Origin of the sequence: Tolypothrix sp. VBCCA 56010 (assembly GCF_050875635.1) — a bacterium.
Lineage (GTDB): Bacteria > Cyanobacteriota > Cyanobacteriia > Cyanobacteriales > Nostocaceae > Hassallia.
This window is the reverse complement of record NZ_JBPAOH010000071.1, coordinates 1-25601: the sequence shown is the minus strand read 5'-3', so window position 1 is coordinate 25601 and position 25601 is coordinate 1. Positions and strand designations below refer to the sequence as shown.

The window sequence follows — 25601 nt, the reverse complement described above, 5'->3', positions numbered from 1 at the left end:
GGATTGGATTAACTTTAAATTCCTGTGAAGTGCTCAACGCCTTACGGCATCAGAGGTTTTAGCACTCCATTTAAAAATTTAATAAAGTAATTATATTCCGTGCTCAACGCCTTACGGCATCAGAGGTTTTAGCACCTTAAACAACGACGCAATTTGTCGCTGCGGCATCACGTGCTCAACGCCTTACGGCATCAGAGGTTTTAGCACACTGTAAATAATATGGAACGCGAAAAACCCCAAGAGTGCTCAACGCCTTACGGCATCAGAGGTTTTAGCACAGTTGCCTCAATAATGCGTGAAGCTTCAGTTTGTGGTGCTCAACGCCTTACGGCATCAGAGGTTTTAGCACTATCATCATCGTCATCATCATCATTATCGGAAGTTAGTGCTCAACGCCTTACGGCATCAGAGGTTTTAGCACCATAAACTAATTGTGGAGTAACTTTTTTGTGAAAGTGTGCTCAACGCCTTACGGCATCAGAGGTTTTAGCACACGTTGGTTAAATCGGTTTCTAACGATTTTATTCTTGGTGCTCAACGCCTTACGGCATCAGAGGTTTTAGCACTTCCGAGCGCTTGCATCGCGTCCCGGAGTTTTCCGTGCTCAACGCCTTACGGCATCAGAGGTTTTAGCACTAGCACCCGTGATAGCAGAACGCATCCCGTTTATGTGCTCAACGCCTTACGGCATCAGAGGTTTTAGCACCATTTTCATCAAAGTTTTTATTCTTCGTGGTGGTAGTGCTCAACGCCTTACGGCATCAGAGGTTTTAGCACGTCTACTCCTGATGTTGCTCCAAAGTGGCTTCATGTGCTCAACGCCTTACGGCATCAGAGGTTTTAGCACGAGATGAAAATTAGTGGGGCACGGTTCCCACTGACGGTGCTCAACGCCTTACGGCATCAGAGGTTTTAGCACGCCCAACATCCAGCGTTTACTGGAAGTGTCGTTAGTGCTCAACGCCTTACGGCATCAGAGGTTTTAGCACTCGCTTTTCGTATTACTCCTGTTACTCTTCGTTTGTGCTCAACGCCTTACGGCATCAGAGGTTTTAGCACTGCTTTACAGCTTATAATCCTGTTTCTGTTATTCAAGTGCTCAACGCCTTACGGCATCAGAGGTTTTAGCACATATTTTCAAGAATATCCTCTTTTTCCATATCTGGTGCTCAACGCCTTACGGCATCAGAGGTTTTAGCACTTTTAATGATTTTATTAAACGTTTTTTCGCTATTAAGAGTGCTCAACGCCTTACGGCATCAGAGGTTTTAGCACATCAGAGGTAGCCCTAGAAACTAAAGAATTTTGCTGTGCTCAACGCCTTACGGCATCAGAGGTTTTAGCACGATTATGATAGTACACTTTTTAAATTGTGTTTTACTTGTGCTCAACGCCTTACGGCATCAGAGGTTTTAGCACTACCAAGGTACTATCACTTGCCAAGGTGAACAGCAGTGCTCAACGCCTTACGGCATCAGAGGTTTTAGCACTACTGGTTTAAGGCGCGATATACCGATATAGCCAAAGTGCTCAACGCCTTACGGCATCAGAGGTTTTAGCACGTACATGATTAATACCTAATTACTTACACCCCAACTAGTGCTCAACGCCTTACGGCATCAGAGGTTTTAGCACTATTTTAATTTTGCAAAAGCCTGACCGATCAAGAAGTGCTCAACGCCTTACGGCATCAGAGGTTTTAGCACATAAAACTCTAGTAAAAAGTTTAACAATTAATCTAAGTGCTCAACGCCTTACGGCATCAGAGGTTTTAGCACGAAAATAGCATCTACCCAGAACGTGCTGAATTCGGTGCTCAACGCCTTACGGCATCAGAGGTTTTAGCACCGTCTGCAATATCGGTCTAGTGACAGACCTTTAGTGTGCTCAACGCCTTACGGCATCAGAGGTTTTAGCACGTTAGTTGCAGTTCCTAATCATTTAGCGGAAGTTCGTGCTCAACGCCTTACGGCATCAGAGGTTTTAGCACAGCTCAAGATTTAAACTCAGTGCAAACTGAAGTTTTAGTGCTCAACGCCTTACGGCATCAGAGGTTTTAGCACAAGGTCTTCAATTGCAATTTAAAAGTCTACATCTTCAAGTGCTCAACGCCTTACGGCATCAGAGGTTTTAGCACAACTGCCGCTAAAAAGTCAATGGCTTGTATACTTATAGTGCTCAACGCCTTACGGCATCAGAGGTTTTAGCACGGAAAGCTAACGCTTAAAAACGAAGTGATGTCACAGTGCTCAACGCCTTACGGCATCAGAGGTTTTAGCACAATCGCTTACCTGCCGATTCTGGCACAGATGTATGTGCTCAACGCCTTACGGCATCAGAGGTTTTAGCACAAGTTAGCAGTACCGCGACAAAAAGTTATTCTACTCTGTGCTCAACGCCTTACGGCATCAGAGGTTTTAGCACAGGCGCTATCATAACTTAGGATATGAGAGCCAGATGGTGCTCAACGCCTTACGGCATCAGAGGTTTTAGCACAAAAGTCACCCTTGGTTTTCAGGCTTTAGCTCAGTGTGCTCAACGCCTTACGGCATCAGAGGTTTTAGCACGCAACTGGGTGCGAGTTCCAGACCTTGAATATAAGTGCTCAACGCCTTACGGCATCAGAGGTTTTAGCACAACACATGCCTAATGCTAGCACCGCCGTAATTAATTTGTGCTCAACGCCTTACGGCATCAGAGGTTTTAGCACGTTTGGAAAGCTATTGGGTCGCCATTCAAGAAGGCGAGTGCTCAACGCCTTACGGCATCAGAGGTTTTAGCACAACACCAATTTTGCAAACACAAAATACCTCGATAAAGTGCTCAACGCCTTACGGCATCAGAGGTTTTAGCACGCCGTTAGCTGAAACCCTTATCAGATAACCAGCCATAACTGATATTACAAGCACCTGGCAGTAAGAAGCAACACAATAGCCAAATTCTCACCAAAGCTTCCCCCATAACAACAGCAGACAACCTTAAAAATCCCTGTATTGCTTAACTTCTCAGTCATTTGCATCTCCGTTGCAAGCACCTCCTGTTAATTAAAACATCTCGAACAGCAAGCCCAATCGAAGTTTCCAGCTTTTGTTTTTTGTCTGATTAATTCACACTCACAGATCCATGCATCAAACAATGCGGTATGGTTCCTCTTCACAAGTCCAAGCATTTGGACGATTATATAATGGAATGCTAACCACACATTGATGAGAAAGGCGAATCAAAAGTAAACTATCTTCTGGGGCTAATATCTTTTCTAGTTCCCAGCGCAATTTCTCACGCGATCGCATACTCAACCTAGACCGAAAAATCGAATATTGTATCCTCTCCCCATATCCTTGAAGCAATTTGTAAGCCTTTCGCCAGCGTTTCGGATCGCGAATATCATAGCAAATTAGGTAACAGTTTCGTATTTCTCCCATCACCACACCTCAGCGCAAAATTAACCGACCGAACAAACCACCCTCACCAGACCATTCTTTTTCTAACAGTCGCACCTCCAATTCAAACAAACGTCGATAAGTCAGCGAATAACCTATAACTGGATGTTTCCAACTTTCTTGTTTGCGACGTTCATAAAGTTCTACAAACTTGCGCTTACCCACTTCGCTTAACCAAACCTGCTTCCCTCGAATTTCAAAATCTGCCTTGACATCCCACTGATTTCGATTGACAGAAGCCATTACAGTCATGTCTACTAAAGGAACTCGGAAAATTTCGATAAGATCGAGTGCTAGGGGTGCAGCTTGCGATCGCGCTTGATGATAAAATCCTAAAGCTGGTTCTAATCCAACGCATAAAATAGCGTTCATTACATCTTTAATTAACAAAGCGTAACCAAAACTCAGCAAGCAATTAAATCTATCTTTGGGGGGACGACGATTTCTGCCACCAAAGTGCATTTCCTTCGGGATTTCTGGGGAAATCAAACAAGGTAAAGCGCTAAAATATACAGCAGCTAGATTACCTTCCAGACCTAATAAAGATGCTAAAGATTTTGCTTGGGAAACCTGTTTGAGAGTAGCTTTCATAATTGCGATCGCCTTCTCCAACTTCTCTGGAACTTCCGCTTTCCCCCTAGTTCCGCGCATCAAAAACTTCCGCTGTCCTTGAGCGCGACAAATCACCAACTTCCGCGCTAATTCCAAACAAGCATCAGCATTACTTAAAGCTGCATACTGACGAATTCGGCGTTGAATCGAACCTTGGCGGGTGTCAAAACTACCGAGATAGCGTCCCCCGCCGGAAATAAAATGTACCCCAATATTTTGGCAAGCACAAAAGTGCAGTGCTTGGGTGGAAATTTGCGAAAAGCTGTGTAGTACAACTTGTCCTACCTGACGTGCGGGAATCGTTTCTAGAGGTTGATTGCGACGAGTGATTTTGATTTGTTCGCCGGTTTTGCCGACACATGTACCCGGTTCGAGAATGTGAATAATTTGGCGATCGTCATCTTCGGGAAATAGACGAATTGGTTGCCATTCGCGATCGTGAGCAAGTCTAGCTTCTTCTGGCAAACAGACCGGTGCAAGAGAACAACGAGCGCACAATCGCTCATTATCGGTTACTGGTGGTCGATAAGTCGATTGTTTGAGGATGCGTGCTTGTTGAATTGCTTCGCGAACTGCCTCGCGTCCTGCATCATCCAGGGGTACGTGAATCAGGACGTTATCAGCGTGGTAGCGAATGCGACCTTCTTTTACCGGGATTTCCTGGACTAATTCTAGGAGGTAGGCATAAGCGAGGATTTGCAACTTGTCGCTTTCCCAAGCTTGCGGCTGATTGTTTTCGTTTCGACGACAGCGACCGCGTTTGTGTTCGTAGGGGATAGTTTGCCCATCACGAGTGCGGAGTGCATCAAGCCGACCGCGTAAACCTAATTCTTCGCTTTCGAGAAATAATTCTTCCCATTCCTCATCTTCTTGCTTTTCGAGTTCAGCGTGTAATCTGCGTCCGGCAAAAACTGCGGCATCTTGAGTGTAAAGTTCTTCGACTTCTTCAAGGTAAAATAAACGGGGACAATAGGCGATCGCGTGCAGCGCAGAAACGCGAATAGTTTCGAGTTTGGTAGAAAATTCGAGAGTTTGCATAAATGTCTGTAAGGAAGTTGTAGTTTTTACGCCTTACGACATCAGAGGAAATACTATTTTAAGGAATTCCTGCTTGTTGAAAGATTGCTTGGGGTGTAATTTGCAACTTTTCAAACAGCAAATCTTCTAAAGAATCTTCACCTCGTTTGGTTTGAGGTGGAGCATCAGGGTAGAAAATCGTGATAGTCTTAGCTCTAGTATCCACAACCCAAACACGAGAGACACCAGCTTTGAGGTAGTTAGTTGCTTTTTCGGTCATTTCGCCAAAAGTTTGACCAGGGGAAATAATTTCGATGGCTAATTCGGGTATTACAGGACAAGCCTCATCTGCAAACCAATCCACAGCAAGGCGATTGTAGGATACATATGTCAGGTCTGGAACTGGAACCCAATCTTGGCGATCGCAAGTTAGTTTTATTGCCCATTCGATTACAACCCGACCTTTTCCTTGTGCCCATGCAGACAATAATATAAACAACGCGCCAGTAGTTGAACTATAAGAAAATTTGGGAGACATTTCATCATTTTTGAATTTTGGAATTGCCTCACCATCGACGAGTTCATAGGTAATATCGCTTTCGGGAAGTGCAAGGAATTCCTCTAAGGTAAGGTGTTTTAAAGGGGATTTAATCATAAACGTTGAGTGGAATTCACCGAAGCTCTATTTGTAGTTTAGGGGCAAGTGGGGGTTTAGTACCGGATGACATCAGAGGTATGTCAAAGTTAACGAGGGTCAATAATTAAAGTGAATTTATCTGAAGAAGGTGTGTTGTTGATAATTGATGGCTGTGCATCAAAACGATACCTCTGCCAGCGAGTATTAATTGAGCCAATATGGTCAACCCAAATTGGTAATTCTACTTGTCCCTCATTAGCAGGAGTTAGCCAGTACCATTTATCCTTAATTTCACGTATAAGCGAGATATCATTAACTGCATCATCACTTAATCCTAAGCTGAGAATACCAGTTCGGTTGACTTTTTCAGGAAACTCTAAAGCTTCGATAATACGTGACTCTAAGGTAAGCTGTTGCTGAGTTTCAGCGGAACTATCTACCCAACAGAGAAACTCAATGTTGCACAATGTTTCAATGAAATCAGGTGCATTGCCTAACTTAGATTGTTTGCTAGCAACCCCATATTTAAAACGGCTCAACTTGCGAAGGGTGGTAGCAATTTTGGGTTGGTGTGCGTAGGCGAAGGCTAGCTTGACACCTGCATGTCTAGCGCGGAAATACTCGCCCACCAGCGATAGCAACATTCCGTAAACCGTTGCGGGAGGAGGAAATGGATAAGTTTCAGCTAGAGAACGAGCATAAGTCTTGCGAAAACTGGCGTATGGTACTTCAATATATAGTGCGATCGCCATATTAATTTCCCACAATTTTATATTCACCACCAAAACCAGCGATGCGCTGACGGACTTCTTTCGCAGCGGCGTACACTCCCGGCAAAATTGTTACTTTCATTTCTTTGAGTTGTTGCCCTTGTTTCGTGTTAAAAATATCACCACCAATAATTAATTCATCAGTTGGAATATCTCCTGCTTCCACTCGCAGAATGAGCTTTTTAAGGGTGTAAGTTTGATTGGCAACATCATGCTCAAAGCAATTTTGAATCCGCGAAGAGTGGGCATTGGTACAGCGGAAAATGATAGATGCTGGTGAGAAATCGTAGGCAAAGCGGCTGTGATTACCTGCAACTTGTGGGGGGTCAATAATTCCATCAATGAAGCTGGCAATATGGGCTTTTTTGACTACATCACTTAAATTTAAACCGAAGGAATACTGATATTCTGTGGTATGCATTTCTGCGTTATACAGAGACAATTGTCCTTTTTTCTTCTCGCCGCTGACACAGTTAAAAGATAATTCACCCCGGTAAGGACGCAAACTTATAGCCCTACCAATTGCGAGGGGACTTTGGCGCTTGGTAGTTTTGCCTTTTGGCTTTTCCTTTTTACCTTTGGATGTTTTAGGCGCTTCTGCGGTTTCTTCCTCCTCCATATCTTCTTCCTTTTCTTTAGCTGCGGCTTCTGCATCCATAAAACCCATCAAGTCATCGTCAATAAACACATTTCCTGCTGGGTTCCAATCTTTTCTTTTCTCGTCTGCATACTCCAACTTGCCGAAATCAGGGTAATATTTGCGATTGACTGATTCTGGGTTTTCTAGCTGGAAGCGGTAGCGCAGCGCAAAACGAATAGCTTCTGCCGAGACGGTGGTGTGCAAGTCATCTTGATGAAATACTTTTTGGAGGGTTGTGGTATTTCCTAAATTATCGCCTCGGTTGTTAGCAGCGATCGCTTCATTAGTTAAAATTGTGCCGTAGAGATAGTGTGTTGCCATAAATAATTCTCCCTAGTTTTCGTTTTTAGATGTATCGCTGCCGTAACTCAAAACCGCAAATAGCAGTAAATTTTGAAATCTGTCGAAGTTACGCGGGTTAAAGACAAAAGCTCGAATGCGTTCTGCATCTTCGCGAATAGGAACTAAGACATTCCCCTTAGTTGCATTCAGACAAAATTGCAAAAACCAACTTGCTAAAGCACCAGGAGTTTTAGCCCGCAAAATCTCATTGCGGATTTTCTCCCGCCTGACTTCTACCAAACGGCTGAAGTCGAGATTATTCTCTCTTGCTCGTTCTCCGAGTTCTCCCATTGTCATTTCCCAAGCCTTATGAAAAGCCTTAATAATTGCTTTGTCATCTTCATCACGAATGGCTTTTGCCATTTGGTTTAACCCTCCTCTTTGAAATAACATCCGGTTAAAATCTTTTTTCTCACTCACCAAAGTTGTAAACTTAGCACACCAATGTCTGTCAGCTGCTAAATTTGCCGCTACTAATTCGGGAACTGGACTATTGGGAATAGCATAACTTCTGCCACCATTGATTTTAATTAACTTGCTGCGACCAAGATATTGTTTAGCGGCACGAAAAACATTTATTTCTGCATACCTTCCCCGTAGTTTGATGCTGATACTGCGATTGATTTGATTTTTATCCCAAGCAACCTTACCCATTGCAATTACCTGACATCCCGAAACACATTCTGCCTCAGCAATATCATCAGCATTAAGGTCAATTAAAAAAGATAGCGCTGCCTCTTCTGCACCTCCGACAACACGTCCTAAATAGTTATTGCTAAACCGTTGGAAATTTTGACTGCTACTGGTAAGACTTTGCATTGAGTCTGCAAAATCTCTTAAATCAATAACATCAGGAACTACAATGCAAGCTTGAGCTTTTTCTTTGTAGGTGCGGGGGCGAAGTAAAAACACCACACACCCCACCATTAAGTAAAGTAATAAAATCGCCTCCTTTGGGTTTGCTTGCAGTGCTTTTCTACCTGTCATTGCGCCGGGAATAATCCATTGAGGCAAAGTAGCAACTCTCGGTAGAATAGCATTTGGCTCATGAAGTAGCTTTGTACCTTTTGCTATCTGATGAGCATAACCATCTAAAGCTTTATAAGTAAATGTATTACCTTCATCCGCATTGTCTATTTTCAAAGTAATTGGCTGTGCTTCTTTTTGTCCCCAGCGTGCATCTTTTCCTTTTTGCAAAAAAGTTAAACACAAGCCTTCATGAATTGCTAATTTTAAATCAGCTGCATCTTCTCCAATAAATTGACCGGGCAAATCAATTAACTTATCCTCAGTTAATTTGAAAGAAGCCTCTAGAATGCGGCGCAATGCCTCTTGTTCGGTGAGAGAATCATCCCAGGTAATTTCTACAACATCAGACTTAAAAGTGGCTTGAATGCCTTCTGGCTGGTTGTCTTCCCAAGCTTGAATGGTTGCAGCCAAGCCACCCATCGCTGCACGGTGATAAATTGTATAATTTGGGTTTGTGAGTCGGTAAATTAAAGCCATTTCGCTCCTGTTCCCTCCCGTGTCTGTTCGTTGTAGTCGTAGGTAACGGCATCTTTGCGGGTAATACGAACTCCGCCTAATGGCTGCCATTTCAAAACCTCTTTGCGGATGGGAATAGCCACTTCATGCTTGCGTATCCAGTCAGCGTCAGGTTCACCCGATAAATCTTTTTGTTTCCAAGCTTCATAATCAGCTTCCAGAATCACGGAAATGGTGTATCCTTCGGCACGAGTGGAACCAGGACGAGTGCGCCACAAACCTGATTTTTTCGGTATCCCAAAGAAACAAGCTCTTTTCTCTGCTTCTTTGTAGTCGTATTCCTTTAAATCACTAAGGGCAGCGAAGTGTTCCGCTAAATGTCTTTGATGTAACGGTTTGTTAATTGCAATTAGTTGTTGAATCCAAATTTCAGCGGTTTTCAGTTCCTCTTTTTCGTAAGGTTTAGCGTTATTTTCAGCAGTTAGAGGACAAATTAAGCCTGTTTTCGGTTCTCCCGGTTTGTCGGGGCTAGCACGACGGTTAAGCCTTCCCATACGCTGAATTAAGGCGGGAACGGGAGCAATATCTGTTATGAGTAAATCAGCCGATAAATCTAAGCTTATTTCTGCCACTTGAGTCGCAACTAAAATTATTGGTTGCTCTTTTTGCTTAAAATTATCAATGACTTGCCGATGGCGATCGCTTCTGTCTTTGTAACGCAACCGCGAATGGTAGACGTTAACTGAAATCTCAGGAAATTTCGATTTAGCTTGGGTGTAAATTTGGTTTGCCCATTCCACCTGATTTCTCACCCACAGCACTTTGCCATTTTTCGCAACACATTCCTTCACTGCATCCCAAACTTCCTGGGAATTCGCTGGATATTGAATGCGATAGCGTGGTAAAGTTTCCAATTTTTCGTCACCGGCAACATAAAACAAATCAGGACGAACTTGTTCAATTGCTTGACGGCGCTGTTCTGGTAGCGAAGCAGTCATCAACAATACGGGTAAACGCGGAAAGTTTTTCAGAAACACTAGCAAATGACCGAACAAATAATCATCAAAGGCGTGAATTTCATCAAACACAATTACCGACTGCATAATTGCTGGAGTGCTGTAGATAGCGCGACGGGCGTTTGCCATTAAACCCAAAACCGTATCAGCAGTAGTAACAACCAATGGTGTACTCCACAGCGCCAAAGCTTCAATTTTGTCCTGCTGCGCTTTCAGGGCTGCTTCGGCAGCTTTTGCAGTATCGCTTTCTTCTTCGTCATTCGCTTCTTCCTGATTACTAGTTTGCGCCATTGTTTCCAAATCAACACTTGAGCGAGAATGGGTTAAGCTGATTTGTTTCGCAGGAATGCCAGATTCTAAGGCATAGTCTTTAAAGTGTTCCGTAGTCGTGCCTGTAGTGGGCAGACAGAAGAAAACACGCAGATTATTTCTCCCTTCATGCTGTAATTTTTCCCACCATTGACGCACCCACAGATAAGCAGCCAAACTTTTCCCTGAACCACATCCCGCCTGGGCGAGGGTAAGGTAAGACTGAGATGCTTCTACATGTTGCTGAAAATCTCGGAACTTAAAGCCTGGTGGAAGTTGAGTTAAATCAATCTCTTCCTTTGTTGCATCAGTATTTCCCCATGCCCAAGCATGAATTAGTTTTGTCAAATCACTGAGTTCTAAGCCTTGGGATAAATTCTCAATTACGAAATTTGCTAGAGAATAATTCTCAGCTTGCTTGTATTTTTTAGCGATCGCACTCGCTCCAACATCAGCCGCAATACCAAAAGCTTTGACTAAAGCCACAAATCGCCGAGACTGTTCATCAGCAAATCCTGATTCCAGTTTTTGAAATTCTGTCCTGAGTTTTTTCAGTGACTCCCGCGCTGGCAAGTCACAGATATCATGCTTATTTGGTGCAATTATTAAGTCAGACTCAAATACTGGTGGTTCAGACAAATTCAAGTCTTGAGCCATTTCACTGAGATTAGCTTTGAAGTCTTTATGGGTAGTATAAATTTTCAATTCAGTCACTTCTTTGTGGACAGTGCCATCATCAAACTTGCGATGATGCCCCATCGCTCCCCAAACAGCAATAAACTTAGTTTTACCCAGCGGTGCTAGCCATTCAATAAAACGCGGTTCCAGACAAACTAACAACCCAGAAATAGTCTCGTGGCGCAATAATTGGATAATTTCCGGATTACCGGAAACCATAGCCTGAAAGTGGCTGTTTGCTTTACCTAAATCTTGTATCCAACCATTCGCAAGCAGTGTTCTATTAAATTCAGCAATCAAATTCTCGTCTAATCCTGCATTAGCAAGTGCTACGGCACCAACTACTTGTGCGAGTGCTTTACAAGAGTAGGCAACATCACGATTGTGTTGAGTATATAAGGCATAATCAGGGGGTTGTTGTTGATATTTTTTGCGGTCATAAGATTTAGCAAGTAGCTGTGAAGGCTTCTTCATACTTCACCTCTGGTTAGTGCAAACACTCCGCAACCCATCCGTCGCTTTCCACCTATTCCCGCAGTTTGCAATTTGATTGAATCCTCATCACATAAATTTCTCACTTCCAAACCAAAACCTACTACTGTATAACTCTTAATTTTTATTGCCTTTCGATCTGGTTCTTTTTTATCATTGAGTGGTATTGAGACTGTTCCCTGAATTGAGAGTGCATCCAACTGACGCTTGGCAGCGTCTAGAAATAATTCTGGCTCTTGAAAGCCTTTGATAGTGACAATACGCGATCGCAATCTTGAGGCTGGTTGCAACATAAAAATTTGCGGAATACTCAACCGAATAGAATGCGTCCCAATCTTCAATTGTTTCCCCGCTAGCAGATAAACCATAGGCACCATGTCACCAGAAAGACGCACTCGCAACCGCGATTTATCTGTGAGGTAAATTTTGCCTTGTCCATCTGGTATACCCATCACCGTTTGCAGACTTAGCCATTTTTGCTGATGAAGTTCTGGGCAGAGGTGAGCGATCGCACTGTACAATGCATACCCATGATCTGCGGGTAAAATTTGCCCGATAATGTTAAAACTCAGTTCGACATGGGGTAAGTTGAATGAGCCGAAATTTCTAGGTTGTGATTCGGTAGCTAACATGATGCTTCTCCTGTATAGTTTGCCTGCATTTTGGCGACTTCATTTTTGACCAACTCCACTAACTCCGGTGGATTCTTAACTACCGCTGATTTTCCGTACCACATTACCCACCGTTTCAAGTCATTAATACCCCTCACCACCATTTTCAACGTCAATGAACCATCGGGATGTTTTTCGATTTCCTGGGTAAAATGCCAACGACGTTCTTCAATATAGGGTGCAGTCTTGGCATCAAACCAAATTTCCACCGATAGAAGTTTGTCCCCTACCTCGTGTTGAAATACACTTCCCATGTATTCTTTGGCATTAAATTTCGGATCGGGTTCAAAGTGTTCTTGCAATATTTCTAACTTCTTAATTCTGTCTACTCTAAACCAGCGAATCGCTTGGCGTAAATGACAAAACCCAATCAAGTATAGATTAGTACCACGATAAACGTGCAATAGGTAAGGGTCAAGTTTGCGTTCGGAAATTGCATCGCGGCTGGCAGTATAGTAAGTCATCATTACAGATTTTCGCTGGCTGCAAGCATCTTCCAGTTTGTGCCAGATATCTGGATCTAAATCGATTTCTGCCCCCGCACCAAAAAGAATATATTCCTCTGCTAGCTGTTGCACGTTCACCCAGGTTTTCTCTGGTAAACGTTTGCTAAGTTGGGCGATCGCTGACCGCAATTGCAATGCATAAGGCGATCCAGCATACGTTTCTAACATTCTCGCCCCTACAGTCAGGGCAAACAACTCGCCTTTAGTTAAAGAAATACTCGGCAATCGCCATTCTGAATCAGTGTAGTGATGACCTAATTTCGGGGTATACTCTAAAGGTGCATCAAAGCGATCGCGTAAAAAAGCCAAGTCACTACGAACAGTCCGTTCGCTAACTTCCAGTTCTTCTGCAAGGCTTAAAGTAGTCGGTCTTTGCCTAGTTCTCAGCAGTGAATCTACTTGTAGTAATCGTTCTAATTGCCGGGACATAAATTTTAAAAGAACAATTTAGCTAATGCTAAATTAGCTACCCGGCAAAAACACTTCCGCCTAGTAAAATTTTCAATTAATCATCAAAGTTTATTAATTATTAAAAACCTTTATTATAAAAAGTAAAATATTTCGTAGTTAGCGCTTGGGCGAAGACAGCGCTGACTACTTGCTCAAATCGTAAACGGCTCAATTTCCGGATGTCCCCAGCGTCGCTGATACCATTCGGCAACCAAAGGACGGACAATAAACTTGGGAGGATTACCATCTTTAACATCAATGCGTAAACACGAGTAAGGTCTGCGCTTTTGAGAACCTTGACCGTTGCGACCGATGAAAAGATGCGATCGCGCAATCAATTTATCCTCTTCCACCAAATCGGCTCCCTCAGTTCGCTGACGTCGCAAGCTATACCCACTTCCACCACAAACAATCCAGTTAACACCAGAATCAGCACCCCCCGTTTCCACTGTCTGAATATGTTCCAAACAGTGTGCGTGACCATTTAACACCAAATCTACCAAAGGACGACCTTGAGAAGCGTCACCTACCGTCTTAGCTACCGCATTCAACACATTACGCAAACGGCTGCGAATTGCAAAAGTCTGTCCCTGTAGCCACTTTGTCGCTTCAGTTACGTAGGGAGGATGATGAAAATAAATTATTCTTCCCCGCACTTCCTTATTATTCCAAGACTCAATTAATCTCAGCTTCAGCCATTCTAATTGTTCGATATCAGTTACCGTTGTGGTTTTATCAGCGGCTAATTGCTTGTCAATATCAACAATAATTTCCTCAATTTGTGTCAGCTTTTGGTGCAAGTCGTCGAGTTGATCGGCTTCGCTGGGATTATCCGGATTGAGTTTGGCTATAGTTTCCATGATTTGCTGATTCTCTTGCTGTAAATCCTCGCGGCGTTTTTGCAATATTTGGCGATCGACATCGCCTTGTTTCGTCGAGGCTAGAGGCAACGGATCGTTAAATGTATTAGAATCTAAAGCGAAAAAGTCAATACCCCCATAGCGGAAAGTATAGTAACGATTCGGAAGGCGAGTAAAGCGCCCTGGCTGGTAGCTAAGACAACGCCCGGTATCCGTTTTTTCCGTATAGTGTTCATCTAAATGATGCCCTAAATCTCCCGGAAGCTTAAACGCCTTCAGATAGTCCAAAAACGCTTTTGCATAGGCATCACCCCTTCCTGAGCCATGCAAGCCCACGTCAATATCTAATTTAGACTTAAGCAAACGACGAATTGGCAGTGTTGTCAAAGATACTAAGCCAAATATAATCGGCAAGTTATAGTAATCGTGATTTCCCGGTATGGGTAGAATCGGCAGCTTGAAAACCATCTGGTCATAAGCGATACGCTTGGGATGTTCGCCACCTACGAGAAATTCGCGGTAAGGGTTGATGAAGTTTTGGTGGTAGTACTCGCTTGACCCAACTAAATAGATAACGTCACCGGTATGTAGCATAAAACGGCTTTCGTCGTGATGGGGCAGCATCAATTCAGCTACCTTTCGTTGGGGATTGTGTCCGTGATGCGATCCGGAACCGCTATCACCGACAACCAAAAACGAGAATTCTCGATCGCCCGATCGATTATCATCCAACACGATGCGAGTTTGGTCAATACCCCGCTCGACAATTGCAGGATCTTGCCACCGTACCCGCTGATTCATCTTGCGAATTTTGTCGGCGATCGCCGGATCGGACACAAGTTTCAAAGCAACTTCACTCCCGAATTTTCATGAAGGACGCACCTTTTAAGATAATCTAAGAGGGTGTTTATAAATAAAATATTTCTAAGGCAAAACGATTCACGCACGTATAACAGTAATAGAGCGTTTATTTTTTGTCATGACAATTTGTGTTGATAAACGTTCTTCGATTGGTAGTGCATTTTTACGTCGGTCAAACACAAATAACCAACCAAAGTTTAATCCTAACCGTGCTAAATATGATTCTAATTGCTCAATTCCTTCAGCTTGAGGGTCACGTTTTTTATCACGCCATACTTTTAATTCTATTCCTAACGTAACGCTTCTATATCTTAGGCATAGATCCATGCGATCGCTTCCAATTGCATATTCGCGTTCCAGAGTGCCACCACCGTTAACGACACGATGTAAGAAAGCCATTAATACTAAATGTGGTGCTATTTCGTGGTAAGCAGTAGTACCTAATAATGGTTCCCCGTGCTGCCGCCAAAATATAATAAAGGCTTCCAGCAAAGCATCTGTGTTTAATTCGCCTGACTGGGTTAACCAACTGGGACTAATGTGGGGTAAGCTGTCCTGGGTGCCTTGGACTAAAACACGGGGAATTACTTCGCGATAAATCGGGTTAGCAATTACGAGTCCCCCAGCAGGATCGCGTCGCAACAATCCTAAATCGATTAAATATTGTCGGTCATCGGCTGGGGTATCGCCTAAAGCAAGTCCAGCTAACATTGGTTCGATAATGTCTTTAACTCGTTTTTCTCGCAGTTTTTCTGCTAGAGAATCGAGATGGGTGTCTTGACGGGCAATTAATATTTCCTTAGCTTGTAAAATATGCTCTTTGGTAATAGTAATATTTCTATCCTTGACCATTTTTTCCACAACTTCCTTGGCAAGGGCATTTACTAACCAAGGCTGTCCTTGAGTTAAATCAAACGCTGTTGCTGTTGCTTCTGGGGTAAAAAGTTGTCCGGTTTCCTCGGTATGTTGCTGGTATAGTTCTTGCACCTCTGCGGCGTTGAAATTTCTGAGGGTGATGGAACTGACTTTAATATTAAAAGGACTGGCTGTATTTAATCTGTCGCTTCCGCCAGATGCAACTTTATAATCGCGTACATCTCGTAATCCAATTAAACCAAGGGATGAAGGGAAGTTTTCCGGACGACTGCGATAGCCGTCACGTAATTGTCGCAACACCGAAATTAGGGTTTGGTCTTGTAAAGAGTCGATTTCATCGATAAATAGCACCAACGGACGCTCGATTGCTTGTGCCCAGGCTCTTAAATTTTCGTTAATTCTCTGTCCAGGAGCATTATAAATCCAAGTTGGAGGGTGTAGTTCTGGAGGTAAATAATCCTCAATTGTATTTCGCCAAGTTCCCAAAATTGCCAATTCTGCTGCACCAGGGTCATGATTAAATGCACTTCCCACCTCCACCGATACCATCACTGCTGCATAACGTCCAGTTGCGGTAAGCTGTTTTGCTAGGGATAGCATTGCGGTAGTTTTACCTGTTTGTCGGGGTGCATGAACGACAAAATAACTCTCTTGTTCGATCGCCATTTCCAAGTCGGGTAAGCGACTTGTAGGTGACAGCATGTAGTGTTTGTCTGCTTTACAAGGACCAGCAATGTTGAACCAGCGAGACATGTAATGTTTGTGGAAGCGGATACTTTGAGTTTATACGATTTTAGGTTTTGGGATGAGAGGAAGTGCGATCGCTCGAAAAGCAGAAGGACGCAGCGAATATCGTGATGGAGAAATCGTACCCATGCCGGGACGATCGCTCAACCACAGTCGTATCGGTGGTAATGTTTTTGCGTTTCTCAAGTTTATAATGCGCGATACTCGATTTGAGCCAATTAACAGCGACTTGCGGTTGTGGATTCCCGATTATCGACGCGGGTTATATCCAGACGTGATGGTTTTTGAGGGTGAACCGCAACTAAATGGGGACAGACGTGATGAAGTCTTGAATCCCATCTTGATTGTTGAAGTGCTATCTCCTTCTACAGCTTCTTACGATCGCGAAAGTAAATTTCGGATGTATCGATCAATTAAGAGTTTTCGCGAATATTTATTAATCGAGCAGGATGAACTTTTTGTTGAACGCTATAGCAAACAAACTCAAGGTTGGTTGCTTGGTGAATTTAAGGACTTAGAGCGATCAATTTTCTTGGAGTCAGTTGGGATTGAATTGCCGATCGCAGAAATTTATCGCGGAGTTGTTTTTGGGTGAGCGCGATATTCTTTATTAGGACTTGTGCAGCAATAACGGAAAAACGTTCGCCCTTGGCGTTGCCGGAGGCTACCGCACCAGATCGCAGAGGAAACAGAGGAATAAGGGTTTGAGAAGTTTAACAGCGTAAGTCCTGTTTATTTTCCCGACAAAGTGCGGGGTAATTCCACCCGAAAAGTAGAACCCTGCCCCAAACTGCTTTCTACTAAGATAGTTCCTTGCATCAGTCGCACTAAAGCATCAGTAATTGCCAGTCCTAAACCTGTCCCTCCTTGACATCTGGCTAGAGTCTGATTTACTTGGCGAAATTCCTGAAAAATCGACTTTAAATCTTTTTCAGCGATGCCAATTCCAGTATCGACAATGGCGATCGCTAATTTATCTTCGGGTAGTTCGGTAACTTCAATAACCACGCTACCGGATTCGGTATACTTAATTGCATTATTCAGTAAGTTGGCTATAATTTGGTGCATCCGGATGGGGTCATTGACTACAGAAATGCTCGGTTGAGCTAAATAAACCTCTAAATCTAGATTTTTGTGCTTTGCGAGCGATCGCATTTCTTCAGCAGTCGTTTTTACTAAGGAAGCCAAGTCAAACGTTTCTAACTGCAATTCCAAACGTTTGGCTTTTAGCTTGGTATAATCCAAAATATCTTCAACTAGCGACAGCAAGTGCTTGCTGTTGCTGTAGATGTTTTCCACCATGTTTAATGGTTGCTGCTCAACATTCGGGCGAAATCGACGTAGCAGCACGTGAGAAAATCCTAGAATCGCGTTTAAGGGAGTACGCAACTCGTGGGACATTATTGACAAAAATTGTGATTTGAGCCGATCTGCTTCTACTAATTGCAAATTTTGCAGTTGTAGTTCGCGTATTTGTTCTTCAGCTTGTTTGCGTGCGGTGATTTCTCGCAGTTGCCAACGTAAGGCGATCGCCTTATTATTTGCATCATACACAGTTACTATCGTCATCGCCGCATCAATCAGCGTATTGTCTCGTCTACACAAACGTACTTCCCATTCTTGCAATCGCTTCATACCATAAAGTTGCGTCAACATAACCCGAAAAGCTTGACGATCTGCCTCTGGAATGAAACTAATCAGCTTTTTACCTATTAAATACTTTTGGTCGATGTTAAGCAACTTGGCAGCAGCATAATTTGCTTGAGAAATTGTACCCTTAATATCTGTTACTAAATATCCATCCGGCGCAAAGTCAAACAACTCTTGGTAGCGGTTACGTTCTTCTTCCAAATACTTGCGAGTCGCTATCAATGCCTCATTTGCAGTGCGTAATTCTTCTATAACTGCGTGCTGTTCTTGTAATGTTGCCCAAAACATTTTCAGAGTTTGATTCAATAACTGTAATTGTTGCCAGGGTAATACCACAAAGTTCTTAGACAATTGTTTGCCCGGTTGAGGAACTTTTAGATGTAGGTCAAATGTTTGTTTAGGATTTTTCGCATTCATGAAGCCTCTTGTTAATTTTTTTTATTAATGAACCTAAAAAGTGGAATTTATTTATATTAATTTTTCTTATAAGTTTTATAAAAAAAATTAAATTACCAAGGCAAACAATAAACGAATTAACTTTTTCTTATTTGAGGTGTGTTACAGAAATTACATAAAGATTAGTATCAAATCAAACTTTGATAAACAATCTTTTGCTGCTAATCTGTAAAGTGCTTATTACAGCATATAAGTAGCAGGCATCACTATTTGATGTAACATTACTATTCCCATGTTATTAAGCTGTTGTTAAAGTTGTATCTACATTAAGGTTGAGGTAAATTAATCCGAAAGTGACAAATCAGAATTCCTTATAATTGCTTAAAAGCTGTAAATTTATAATTAATTGGCATAGTTAAGTGGTAGCGCAATCTTAAGGAAGTTGGTGGGTTTCGCTATTGAAATGGCATAAAAAAGCAGAATGGATACAACTTATATCCAAAATTTTCCTAATTTCATCTAAAAAGGGAAAAAATCAAATATTCAAAGCAGAATTAAGGATTCGTCGAGAGTAAAATCCGATGTATAAATAAGTTAATAATTGCTTTCTTCCCTTTCCTTATTACTACAGCTAAGGACTTAAAATTAAGTATCAGATGGAGTATCTTGCGTGTTTTTCATCTCAATTACCAGGTTAGGAAGTCCCTCTAGTTTTTCCACAGGCACAACTTCTTCTTTCTTCGGGACAAAAACGGTCAAACCTGCGGGAACACACTTAATCTCAATCGGAGTTGTTCCCACTAGTTCACCATCTAAGACGACCTTTTGGGGTGGTTCGGTGGTAATTTTGAATAGTTTAGAGCGCAGATAGCCGATGTCATTGCGCTCGACTGGGATACCGGCAGAAGCGGTTTGAAACAGATGAAATGTTGCAGCGATCGCTCCTGCCTTATTCGCTGGTGCTACTATAGTTAAATCGAGCAACCCATCATCAACAATAATTCCCGCCGGTCCTTGAGCCAAAACTGAAGTAGCTGGTGCAGCATTTGCTACTGTCACCGCGACAGCAGAAGTTTTAATTATTTTCTCATCAGTTTCGATTTCTACATCAAAAGTTTCTAAATTGCGTAATTCTTGCAGTCCTGCTAAAATATACGCCATGATGCCAAATCGATTTTTCGCATCTCGGTCAGCGCGTTCCACTGTTTCCGCTTCAAAACCAATACCTGCAAGCAATACCATCGGGCGATCATTACAATAAGCTACGTCTACATTCCGAGTTCCTCCCTGTAAAATTGTCTCACAGGCGGCGGCGATCGAATCAGGAATTCCTAAAGCAGTAGCAAAAGCGTTTGCCGTTCCCCGTGAAATGATGCCAAAGGGAATACCAGTACCGATTACCGCAGTCGCAGCTGCCGAAAGGGTGCCATCTCCCCCAGAAGCAATAATCGCATCTACCCCGCGCTCAACTGCTTGCTGTGCCAGTTTGTCAGCACCGATTTCTTCAGTAGTTAAATAAATATCTAAGTCAATTTCTGGTTGTAATATTGCCTGAATTTGTGCTAATTCTTGTTCTGGATCGCCTTGACCCGCAACCGGATTAAAAATAAGACAAGCGGAACGATTCATAAAAATGAAAAACAGATTCTAAATAATAAGTATCCAAATTATTACTAACGTTCTGGCAAAATGCAAACTTCCCTCTCATGGCAGGTTTGCCCATGATTGTGATTTGGGGTTTTCTTTATCGTCACAATTATCAGTTAACTCAAGTCTAAAAAAAATGTGAATATCTGAAATAAATATACAAAATTACCATTTCCCTGTATTTTATACTGAGAAAATAGAAAACAATATTAATACAAAAAACATTGCTCGTAGAGACGTTCCACCGGAACGTCTCTGCCAACGAGGGTTTTAAGTAAAAATTTTCATATCCATACAAAACAACATCAAGACAAAAAATTTCAAGTGAGAAAATAATTGCCACTTCTGGCTAATTACTTTACAAAAGTTCATCAAACCTAGTAACAAAACTAAAAAATAAACTTAACTCGAATCAAGGAAATAGCCACACGTCAAGTCACTCACTGCGGTAGTCTAGATGAGAGTAAATTAATTGCCTGGTTTAACATACTGCGTTTATGACATCATCTGTATCCAGTCCTCCACGCACAATTCGCATCGGTACCCGCAAAAGCCAACTTGCTCTGGTTCAGACTCACTGGGTACAAGAACAACTTCAGAAACTCTTTCCGGATATCACTTTTGAAGTCCATTCCATGTCCACTCAAGGAGACAAAATCTTGGATGTGGCATTAGCCAAGATTGGGGACAAAGGACTATTTACCAAAGAACTCGAAGTAGGAATGCTCAACCAGGAGATTGATTTTGCCGTTCATTCTCTTAAGGATCTACCGACTCGCTTGCCAGAGGGGTTAGCACTGGCAGCAATTACAGAACGGGAAAACCCCGCAGATGCTTTGGTGGTGCATGAAAAGCACAAAGACAAGCAAATTGATACTTTACCATCGGGTGCGGTAATCGGTACATCTTCGCTGCGCCGGCTGGCACAATTGCGACATCATTTTCCCCACTTTACATTTAAAGATATTCGAGGAAACTTGAATACACGCATGGCAAAATTAGATGCGGGTGAATATGATGGGATAATTTTGGCGGTAGCAGGTTTAGAGCGATTGGGAATGAGCGATCGCATTCATCAAATCCTTCCCAGAGAAATTTCTCTCCACGCAGTTGGACAAGGTGCATTGGGTATCGAATGCCGTGCTGATGATAGTGAGTTGATCTCGCTACTCAAAGGTATTGAGCATTCACAAACACGCGATCGCTGTTTAGCCGAACGCGCTTTCTTACGTGAATTAGAAGGCGGTTGTCAAGTACCTATTGGTGTAAATACCGAAATAAATGGTGATAATTTAACATTAGCTGGCATAGTTGCCAGCGTCGATGGCAAAAATCTGGTCAAAGATACCGTCACAGGTTCTGCTGCAAATGCCGAACAACTAGGCATCCAACTCGCACAACTGTTGCGGCAACAGGGAGCGCAGGAAATTTTAGATAAAATATTTACCGAGATTCAACGCGGTTCCTGAGCTGTTGCACAAGCAAATGTGATTAGATGATGAAAGATTTCCATTGTCACGAACAGGTTGTAGGGGGTAGGGTGTGGGGTGTAGGGAAGACGGCATTGGTCGGGGCGTATGTTTAAGCGACCACTTGCACCGGGACTGAAAGGACGGGGCTTGTTACCCGCGCTCTTGTTGGGGCGAGGCACGCAACCCCACAACGCCACTCTCCTCAACGCGGGGAACCCTTGCTGTGGAGGTGGCTCCCCCACACCCCACACCCCACACCCCACACCCTAGGGGCTTGGTCAATAAGTAGGGTAGGCAATGCCTGCCCTACATGTGGAATTCTGATGTAGGCACGGGGAAACAGAAACTACCATGCGGATTTTATTTGTAGCAGCAGAGGCAGCTCCCATTGCGAAAGTTGGCGGAATGGGTGATGTTGTCGGTGCTTTACCCAAATTCCTCAGACAAATGGGGCATGATGTGCGAATATTCATGCCATACTACGGCATGTTGCCAGACAAAATGCAAATTCCCCAAGAACCGATTTGGTGGGGAGACGCGATGTTTCAGCACTTTGCAGTTTATGAAACAATTCTGCCCGGTACTGATGTTCCGTTATATTTATTTGGACATCCGGCATTCATGCCCCGCCGCATTTATTCTGGAGATGATGAAGATTGGCGGTTCACATTGTTTGCTAACGGTGCAGCCGAGTTTTGCTGGAATTATTGGAAGCCAGAAATAATTCACTGTCACGATTGGCACACGGGAATGATTCCGGTGTGGATGCATCAAGACCCTGATATTACCACCGTTTTTACGATTCATAACTTGGCTTATCAAGGTCCGTGGCGTTGGTTTTTAGAGAAAATTACTTGGTGTCCTTGGTATATGCAAGGACACAACACGATGGCAGCAGCCGTGCAGTACGCTAACAAAGTAAATACAGTTTCTCCTACTTATGCCGAGCAAATCAAGACAGCTGAATACGGCGAAACTTTAGAAGGTTTGCTGTCTTTTATTAGCGGTAAGTTATCTGGGATTATTAATGGCGTAGATACTGAGGTTTATAACCCAGCAGATGATAAATACATCGCCCAAACTTTTACTGCCGATAATTTAGAACAACGCAAAGCTGATAAAATTGCTTTGCAAGAAGAAGTGGGGTTAGAAGTTAATAGCAATGCCTTTTTAGTAGGGATGGTGACACGATTAGTAGACCAAAAAGGCATTGACTTAACATTGCAAATTATGGATCGGTTTTTGGCATATACAGATGCACAATTTGTGTTGCTGGGGACAGGCGATCGCTATTATGAAACTCAAATGTGGCAAATGGCATCGCGTTATCCCGGACGCATGGCAACTTACCTACTTTATAACGATGCTTTAGCTCGCCGCATCTACGCCGGTTCTGACGCCTTCTTAATGCCTAGCCGTTTTGAACCTTGCGGAATCAGCCAAATGTTAGCCTTGCGTTATGGTTGCGTGCCAATTGTCCGTCGCACCGGCGGATTAGTTGACACTGTAACCCACCATGACCCCACCAACGGGGCAGGCACTGGTTATTGTTTTGACCGCTATGAAGCGTTAGACCTCTTTACCTGCATGATTCGCGCTTGGGAAGGCTACCGCTATAAACCGCAATGGCTGGAATTACAAAAACGCGGTATGAATGAAGACTTCAGTTGGTATCAATCTGCGAAGCAGTACGTTAAATTGTACAGGTCAATTTACGGCTTGCCAGAAGAAGAAGAGCCTGCACAACAACCGGAGTCAAGCGTAAACGAGCCAGTAGCTAGTTCTAAGTAATTGTTGCAAAACACTTATTGCCTTACCCTAACTTTTTACCACAAGATAGAAAGTTAGGGGATATAGCACTTTTTTCCTTTTTTGTGCGTAAGTCCTAATTTACCTCAAAGGAAAAGGCAGAACGAGGAACGAGGAAGAAAAAGAAAGTTCTTTATTCCTTTCCCCCTTTCCCTTTACCCTTCTTCATTTAAACCAGCGTTTCGTTGCTTCGGCAATGCGCTGTCCAAAGCGTTCTGCGGTTTTCGCGTCACCCGGATCTAAAACTGCTTCTTTACCACTCATATCGAGCTGGCTTTGACCCATGACACCGAGAAATCCCCCCAGTCGATTTACTCCATCATCTTTACCAAGCAAAAAGCTTTGCAAGTCTCCTAAATTCACCCAAATCATGCCGTGCTGGGCTGCGTTCGTCACTAAGTATAAAAGCGTCCCTTGCTTATCGCCACTGGGGGAACTTGAGTGCGTAAAGCCACCTGCAATTTTGTCTTTCCATCCGTGTCTAAACCAAACTTCGCTAGTTGTATCGATAAATGCCTTGAATTGAGCCGCTACACCACCCATATAAGTAGGTGAGCCAAAAACGATCGCATCCGCAGAGTTAAGCTTTTCCATAATTGCATCATTTTTCCAGCGACCATTGACAATTTGCTCACCAGTAATCCGCAGAAGCTCAACAGTAGTGCCTTCAACCTGACTTGCACCTTTGTAAATTTCTTCAGCCATAAGATGAGTATGACCAGCACCAGAAAAGTAGGCGATCGCAACTGTAGGCATAAAAAACCTCAATCTTTAACTTCAAAAGAACGAGAAACATCATAAAGACTACCTGGACGTAAAGTAAAGGCAACTTTCGTCAGTTTTGTTTGAAAAAACAAAAAACCGGAAAACCCGGTTTGAAAAGCTTATTTCCCTTAAAATAACGTGATAATTTTTCTTAACAGATACCCAAATAATTTTGCACAATTTGCAAGATGCGCTCTGCTGCGTGACCATCCCCAAACGGATTAATTGCATTTGCCATTGCTTCATAAGCGCTTGAGTTACTCAGCAACTCACTTGCAGCAGCAAAAATGTCTTTACTCTCGGTTCCCACAAGCTTGGCTGTTCCTGCCGCGACTGCTTCTGGTCTTTCGGTAGTTTCTCGCAAAACTAATACTGGTTTGCCAAGACTAGGTGCTTCTTCTTGCAAACCACCAGAATCTGTGAGGAGAAGATGCGATCGCCCAATTGCCCCCACCAACTCAGCATAATCTAGCGGTTCTGTCAAGAAAATTCGGGGATGATTTCCTAAAAGTGCTTGCAACGGTTCTCGCACTCTGGGATTGCGGTGCAATGGCAACAACAAAGCTGTATCCGGAAACTTATCTAAAATCTGTAAAAATCCCTGCGCGATTCCTTGTAATGGTTCTCCCCAATTTTCCCGACGATGCACTGTAGCTAGCAGTGTGCGATGTGAATCCCAGTTTAAACCAGGTATATTACAAGCTGGTTGGCGACTTGCCACATTTAACAATGCATCAATCACCGTATTACCCGTGTGGTGAATTTCACCCAAAACCCCAGAACGTTGCAAATTTTCCACAGCCAAAGGAGTTGGGGCAAAGTGCAACTGAGTAAGTTGCGAAATCAACCGACGATTAGCTTCTTCTGGATAAGGATTGAATAATTCGTCAGTTCTTAAACCGGCTTCTACATGACCTACAGGAATTTTTTGATAAAAAGCTGCCAAAGTCGCTGCAAAAGCCGTAGTCGTATCTCCCTGCACTAATACTAAATCTGGCTTGCTTGCTTGAAATAACGTTTCTAAACCTCGTAAACTACGGCAGGTAATGTCACTCAGAGATTGTTGAGGCTGCATAATTTCTAAGTCACAATCTGCCTTGAAGTTGAACAGTTGCATCACTTGCTCTACCATTTCGCGATGCTGTCCAGTCAAAATTATTTGGGTGTCGAAGCTTGAAGAGCGTTGGAATACCTGAATCACCGGGGCTAGTTTAATTGCTTCCGGACGAGTACCCAAAATAATGTAAACTCGTTTTTGATTAGTCATTAAGTAGGTCGTTACAAAAAATCGGCATTGCTCAATTAAGGCATAAAATCCCTATTGGTGGTACGTTGGTTAGAACTGCAAAGTAATAGTTACCTTTCGCATAGTCAAATATATTCAAACATCAACTATCTATTCAGTTGGAGTTAGTATTTATACTGGACAGCAAATCCTACACTTGGCAGGAAG

At 43.0% G+C, this 25601-nt stretch carries 18 protein-coding genes and 1 CRISPR repeat array (1 of these 19 running past the window's edge); of the genes, 3 read left to right on the top strand and 15 right to left on the bottom strand.

The window, feature by feature from the left end:
• Positions 1-2855: direct repeats of the CRISPR family, unit length 36 nt; unit sequence GTGCTCAACGCCTTACGGCATCAGAGGTTTTAGCAC; it reaches 114 nt to the left of the window's first position.
• A 273-nt stretch (positions 2856-3128) separates the two neighbouring features.
• From cas2 to AABK37_RS22570, 11 genes are all read right to left on the bottom strand, one after another.
• Positions 3129-3422: a CRISPR-associated endonuclease Cas2 gene (cas2, locus tag AABK37_RS22620; protein WP_432553778.1), complete on the bottom strand. Its 294-nt coding sequence runs from the start codon at positions 3420-3422 to the stop codon at positions 3129-3131.
• Between the two features lie 9 nt (positions 3423-3431).
• Entirely contained in the window at positions 3432-5090 is a 1659-nt protein-coding gene (cas1, locus tag AABK37_RS22615; protein ID WP_432553777.1) for a type I-MYXAN CRISPR-associated endonuclease Cas1, read from the bottom strand.
• Positions 5091-5148: 58 nt separating this feature from the next.
• Positions 5149-5724, bottom strand: a complete 576-nt coding sequence (locus AABK37_RS22610; protein WP_432553776.1) for a Uma2 family endonuclease — start codon at positions 5722-5724, stop codon at positions 5149-5151.
• Between the two features lie 89 nt (positions 5725-5813).
• The gene (gene cas5, locus AABK37_RS22605; RefSeq protein WP_432553775.1) at positions 5814-6485 is read right to left on the bottom strand and encodes a type I-MYXAN CRISPR-associated protein Cas5/Cmx5/DevS; all 672 of its coding nucleotides are present in this window, start codon (positions 6483-6485) and stop codon (positions 5814-5816) included.
• A complete protein-coding gene (locus tag AABK37_RS22600; protein WP_432553774.1) occupies positions 6460-7437 on the bottom strand; it encodes a DevR family CRISPR-associated autoregulator in 978 nt (325 codons plus the stop codon). Before AABK37_RS22600 ends, cas5 begins: the two co-directional genes overlap by 26 nt.
• Positions 7438-7449: 12 nt before the next feature.
• The gene (gene cas8a1, locus AABK37_RS22595; RefSeq protein WP_432553773.1) at positions 7450-8964 is read right to left on the bottom strand and encodes a type I-MYXAN CRISPR-associated Cas8a1/Cmx1; all 1515 of its coding nucleotides are present in this window, start codon (positions 8962-8964) and stop codon (positions 7450-7452) included.
• On the bottom strand, positions 8955-11420 hold the full coding sequence (cas3, locus tag AABK37_RS22590; protein ID WP_432553772.1) for a CRISPR-associated helicase Cas3': 2466 nt from the start codon (positions 11418-11420) through the stop codon (positions 8955-8957). Before cas3 ends, cas8a1 begins: the two co-directional genes overlap by 10 nt.
• A complete protein-coding gene (gene cas6 / locus AABK37_RS22585) occupies positions 11417-12070 on the bottom strand; it encodes a type I-MYXAN CRISPR-associated protein Cas6/Cmx6 (RefSeq protein ID WP_432553771.1) in 654 nt (217 codons plus the stop codon). Before cas6 ends, cas3 begins: the two co-directional genes overlap by 4 nt.
• Positions 12064-13044 carry a helix-turn-helix transcriptional regulator gene (locus AABK37_RS22580; RefSeq protein ID WP_432553770.1) on the bottom strand — a complete coding sequence of 327 codons (981 nt, stop codon included), beginning with the start codon at positions 13042-13044 and terminating at the stop codon, positions 12064-12066. Before AABK37_RS22580 ends, cas6 begins: the two co-directional genes overlap by 7 nt.
• A 173-nt stretch (positions 13045-13217) precedes the next feature.
• Positions 13218-14771 carry a metallophosphoesterase gene (locus AABK37_RS22575; RefSeq protein ID WP_432553769.1) on the bottom strand — a complete coding sequence of 518 codons (1554 nt, stop codon included), beginning with the start codon at positions 14769-14771 and terminating at the stop codon, positions 13218-13220.
• 93 nt (positions 14772-14864) lie between these two features.
• Entirely contained in the window at positions 14865-16415 is a 1551-nt protein-coding gene (locus AABK37_RS22570; RefSeq protein WP_432553768.1) for an AAA family ATPase, read from the bottom strand.
• A gap of 52 nt (positions 16416-16467) precedes the next feature.
• Between AABK37_RS22570 and AABK37_RS22565 the strand changes: the two genes are divergently transcribed.
• Positions 16468-17004, top strand: a complete 537-nt coding sequence (locus AABK37_RS22565) for a Uma2 family endonuclease (RefSeq protein WP_432553767.1) — start codon at positions 16468-16470, stop codon at positions 17002-17004.
• 137 nt (positions 17005-17141) lie between these two features.
• Here AABK37_RS22565 and AABK37_RS22560 read toward each other — a convergent pair whose 3' ends face one another.
• Both AABK37_RS22560 and AABK37_RS22555 read right to left on the bottom strand, forming a co-directional pair.
• The gene (locus AABK37_RS22560) at positions 17142-18476 is read right to left on the bottom strand and encodes a PAS domain-containing sensor histidine kinase (protein ID WP_432553766.1); all 1335 of its coding nucleotides are present in this window, start codon (positions 18474-18476) and stop codon (positions 17142-17144) included.
• 624 nt (positions 18477-19100) lie between these two features.
• Positions 19101-20084, bottom strand: coding sequence for a YegS/Rv2252/BmrU family lipid kinase (locus AABK37_RS22555; protein WP_432553765.1), 984 nt, complete (start codon positions 20082-20084; stop codon positions 19101-19103).
• A gap of 515 nt (positions 20085-20599) precedes the next feature.
• On the opposite strand from AABK37_RS22555, the gene hemC reads away from it, so the two are divergent.
• Positions 20600-21571 carry a hydroxymethylbilane synthase gene (hemC, locus tag AABK37_RS22550; protein ID WP_432553764.1) on the top strand — a complete coding sequence of 324 codons (972 nt, stop codon included), beginning with the start codon at positions 20600-20602 and terminating at the stop codon, positions 21569-21571.
• A gap of 354 nt (positions 21572-21925) precedes the next feature.
• The gene (gene glgA, locus AABK37_RS22545) at positions 21926-23365 is read left to right on the top strand and encodes a glycogen synthase GlgA (RefSeq protein ID WP_432553763.1); all 1440 of its coding nucleotides are present in this window, start codon (positions 21926-21928) and stop codon (positions 23363-23365) included.
• Between the two features lie 183 nt (positions 23366-23548).
• Here glgA and AABK37_RS22540 read toward each other — a convergent pair whose 3' ends face one another.
• Positions 23549-24139, bottom strand: a complete 591-nt coding sequence (locus tag AABK37_RS22540) for a flavodoxin family protein (RefSeq protein ID WP_432553762.1) — start codon at positions 24137-24139, stop codon at positions 23549-23551.
• Between the two features lie 160 nt (positions 24140-24299).
• Positions 24300-25415: a non-hydrolyzing UDP-N-acetylglucosamine 2-epimerase gene (wecB, locus tag AABK37_RS22535; RefSeq protein ID WP_432553761.1), complete on the bottom strand. Its 1116-nt coding sequence runs from the start codon at positions 25413-25415 to the stop codon at positions 24300-24302.
• Between the last annotated feature and the right edge of the window lie 186 nt (positions 25416-25601).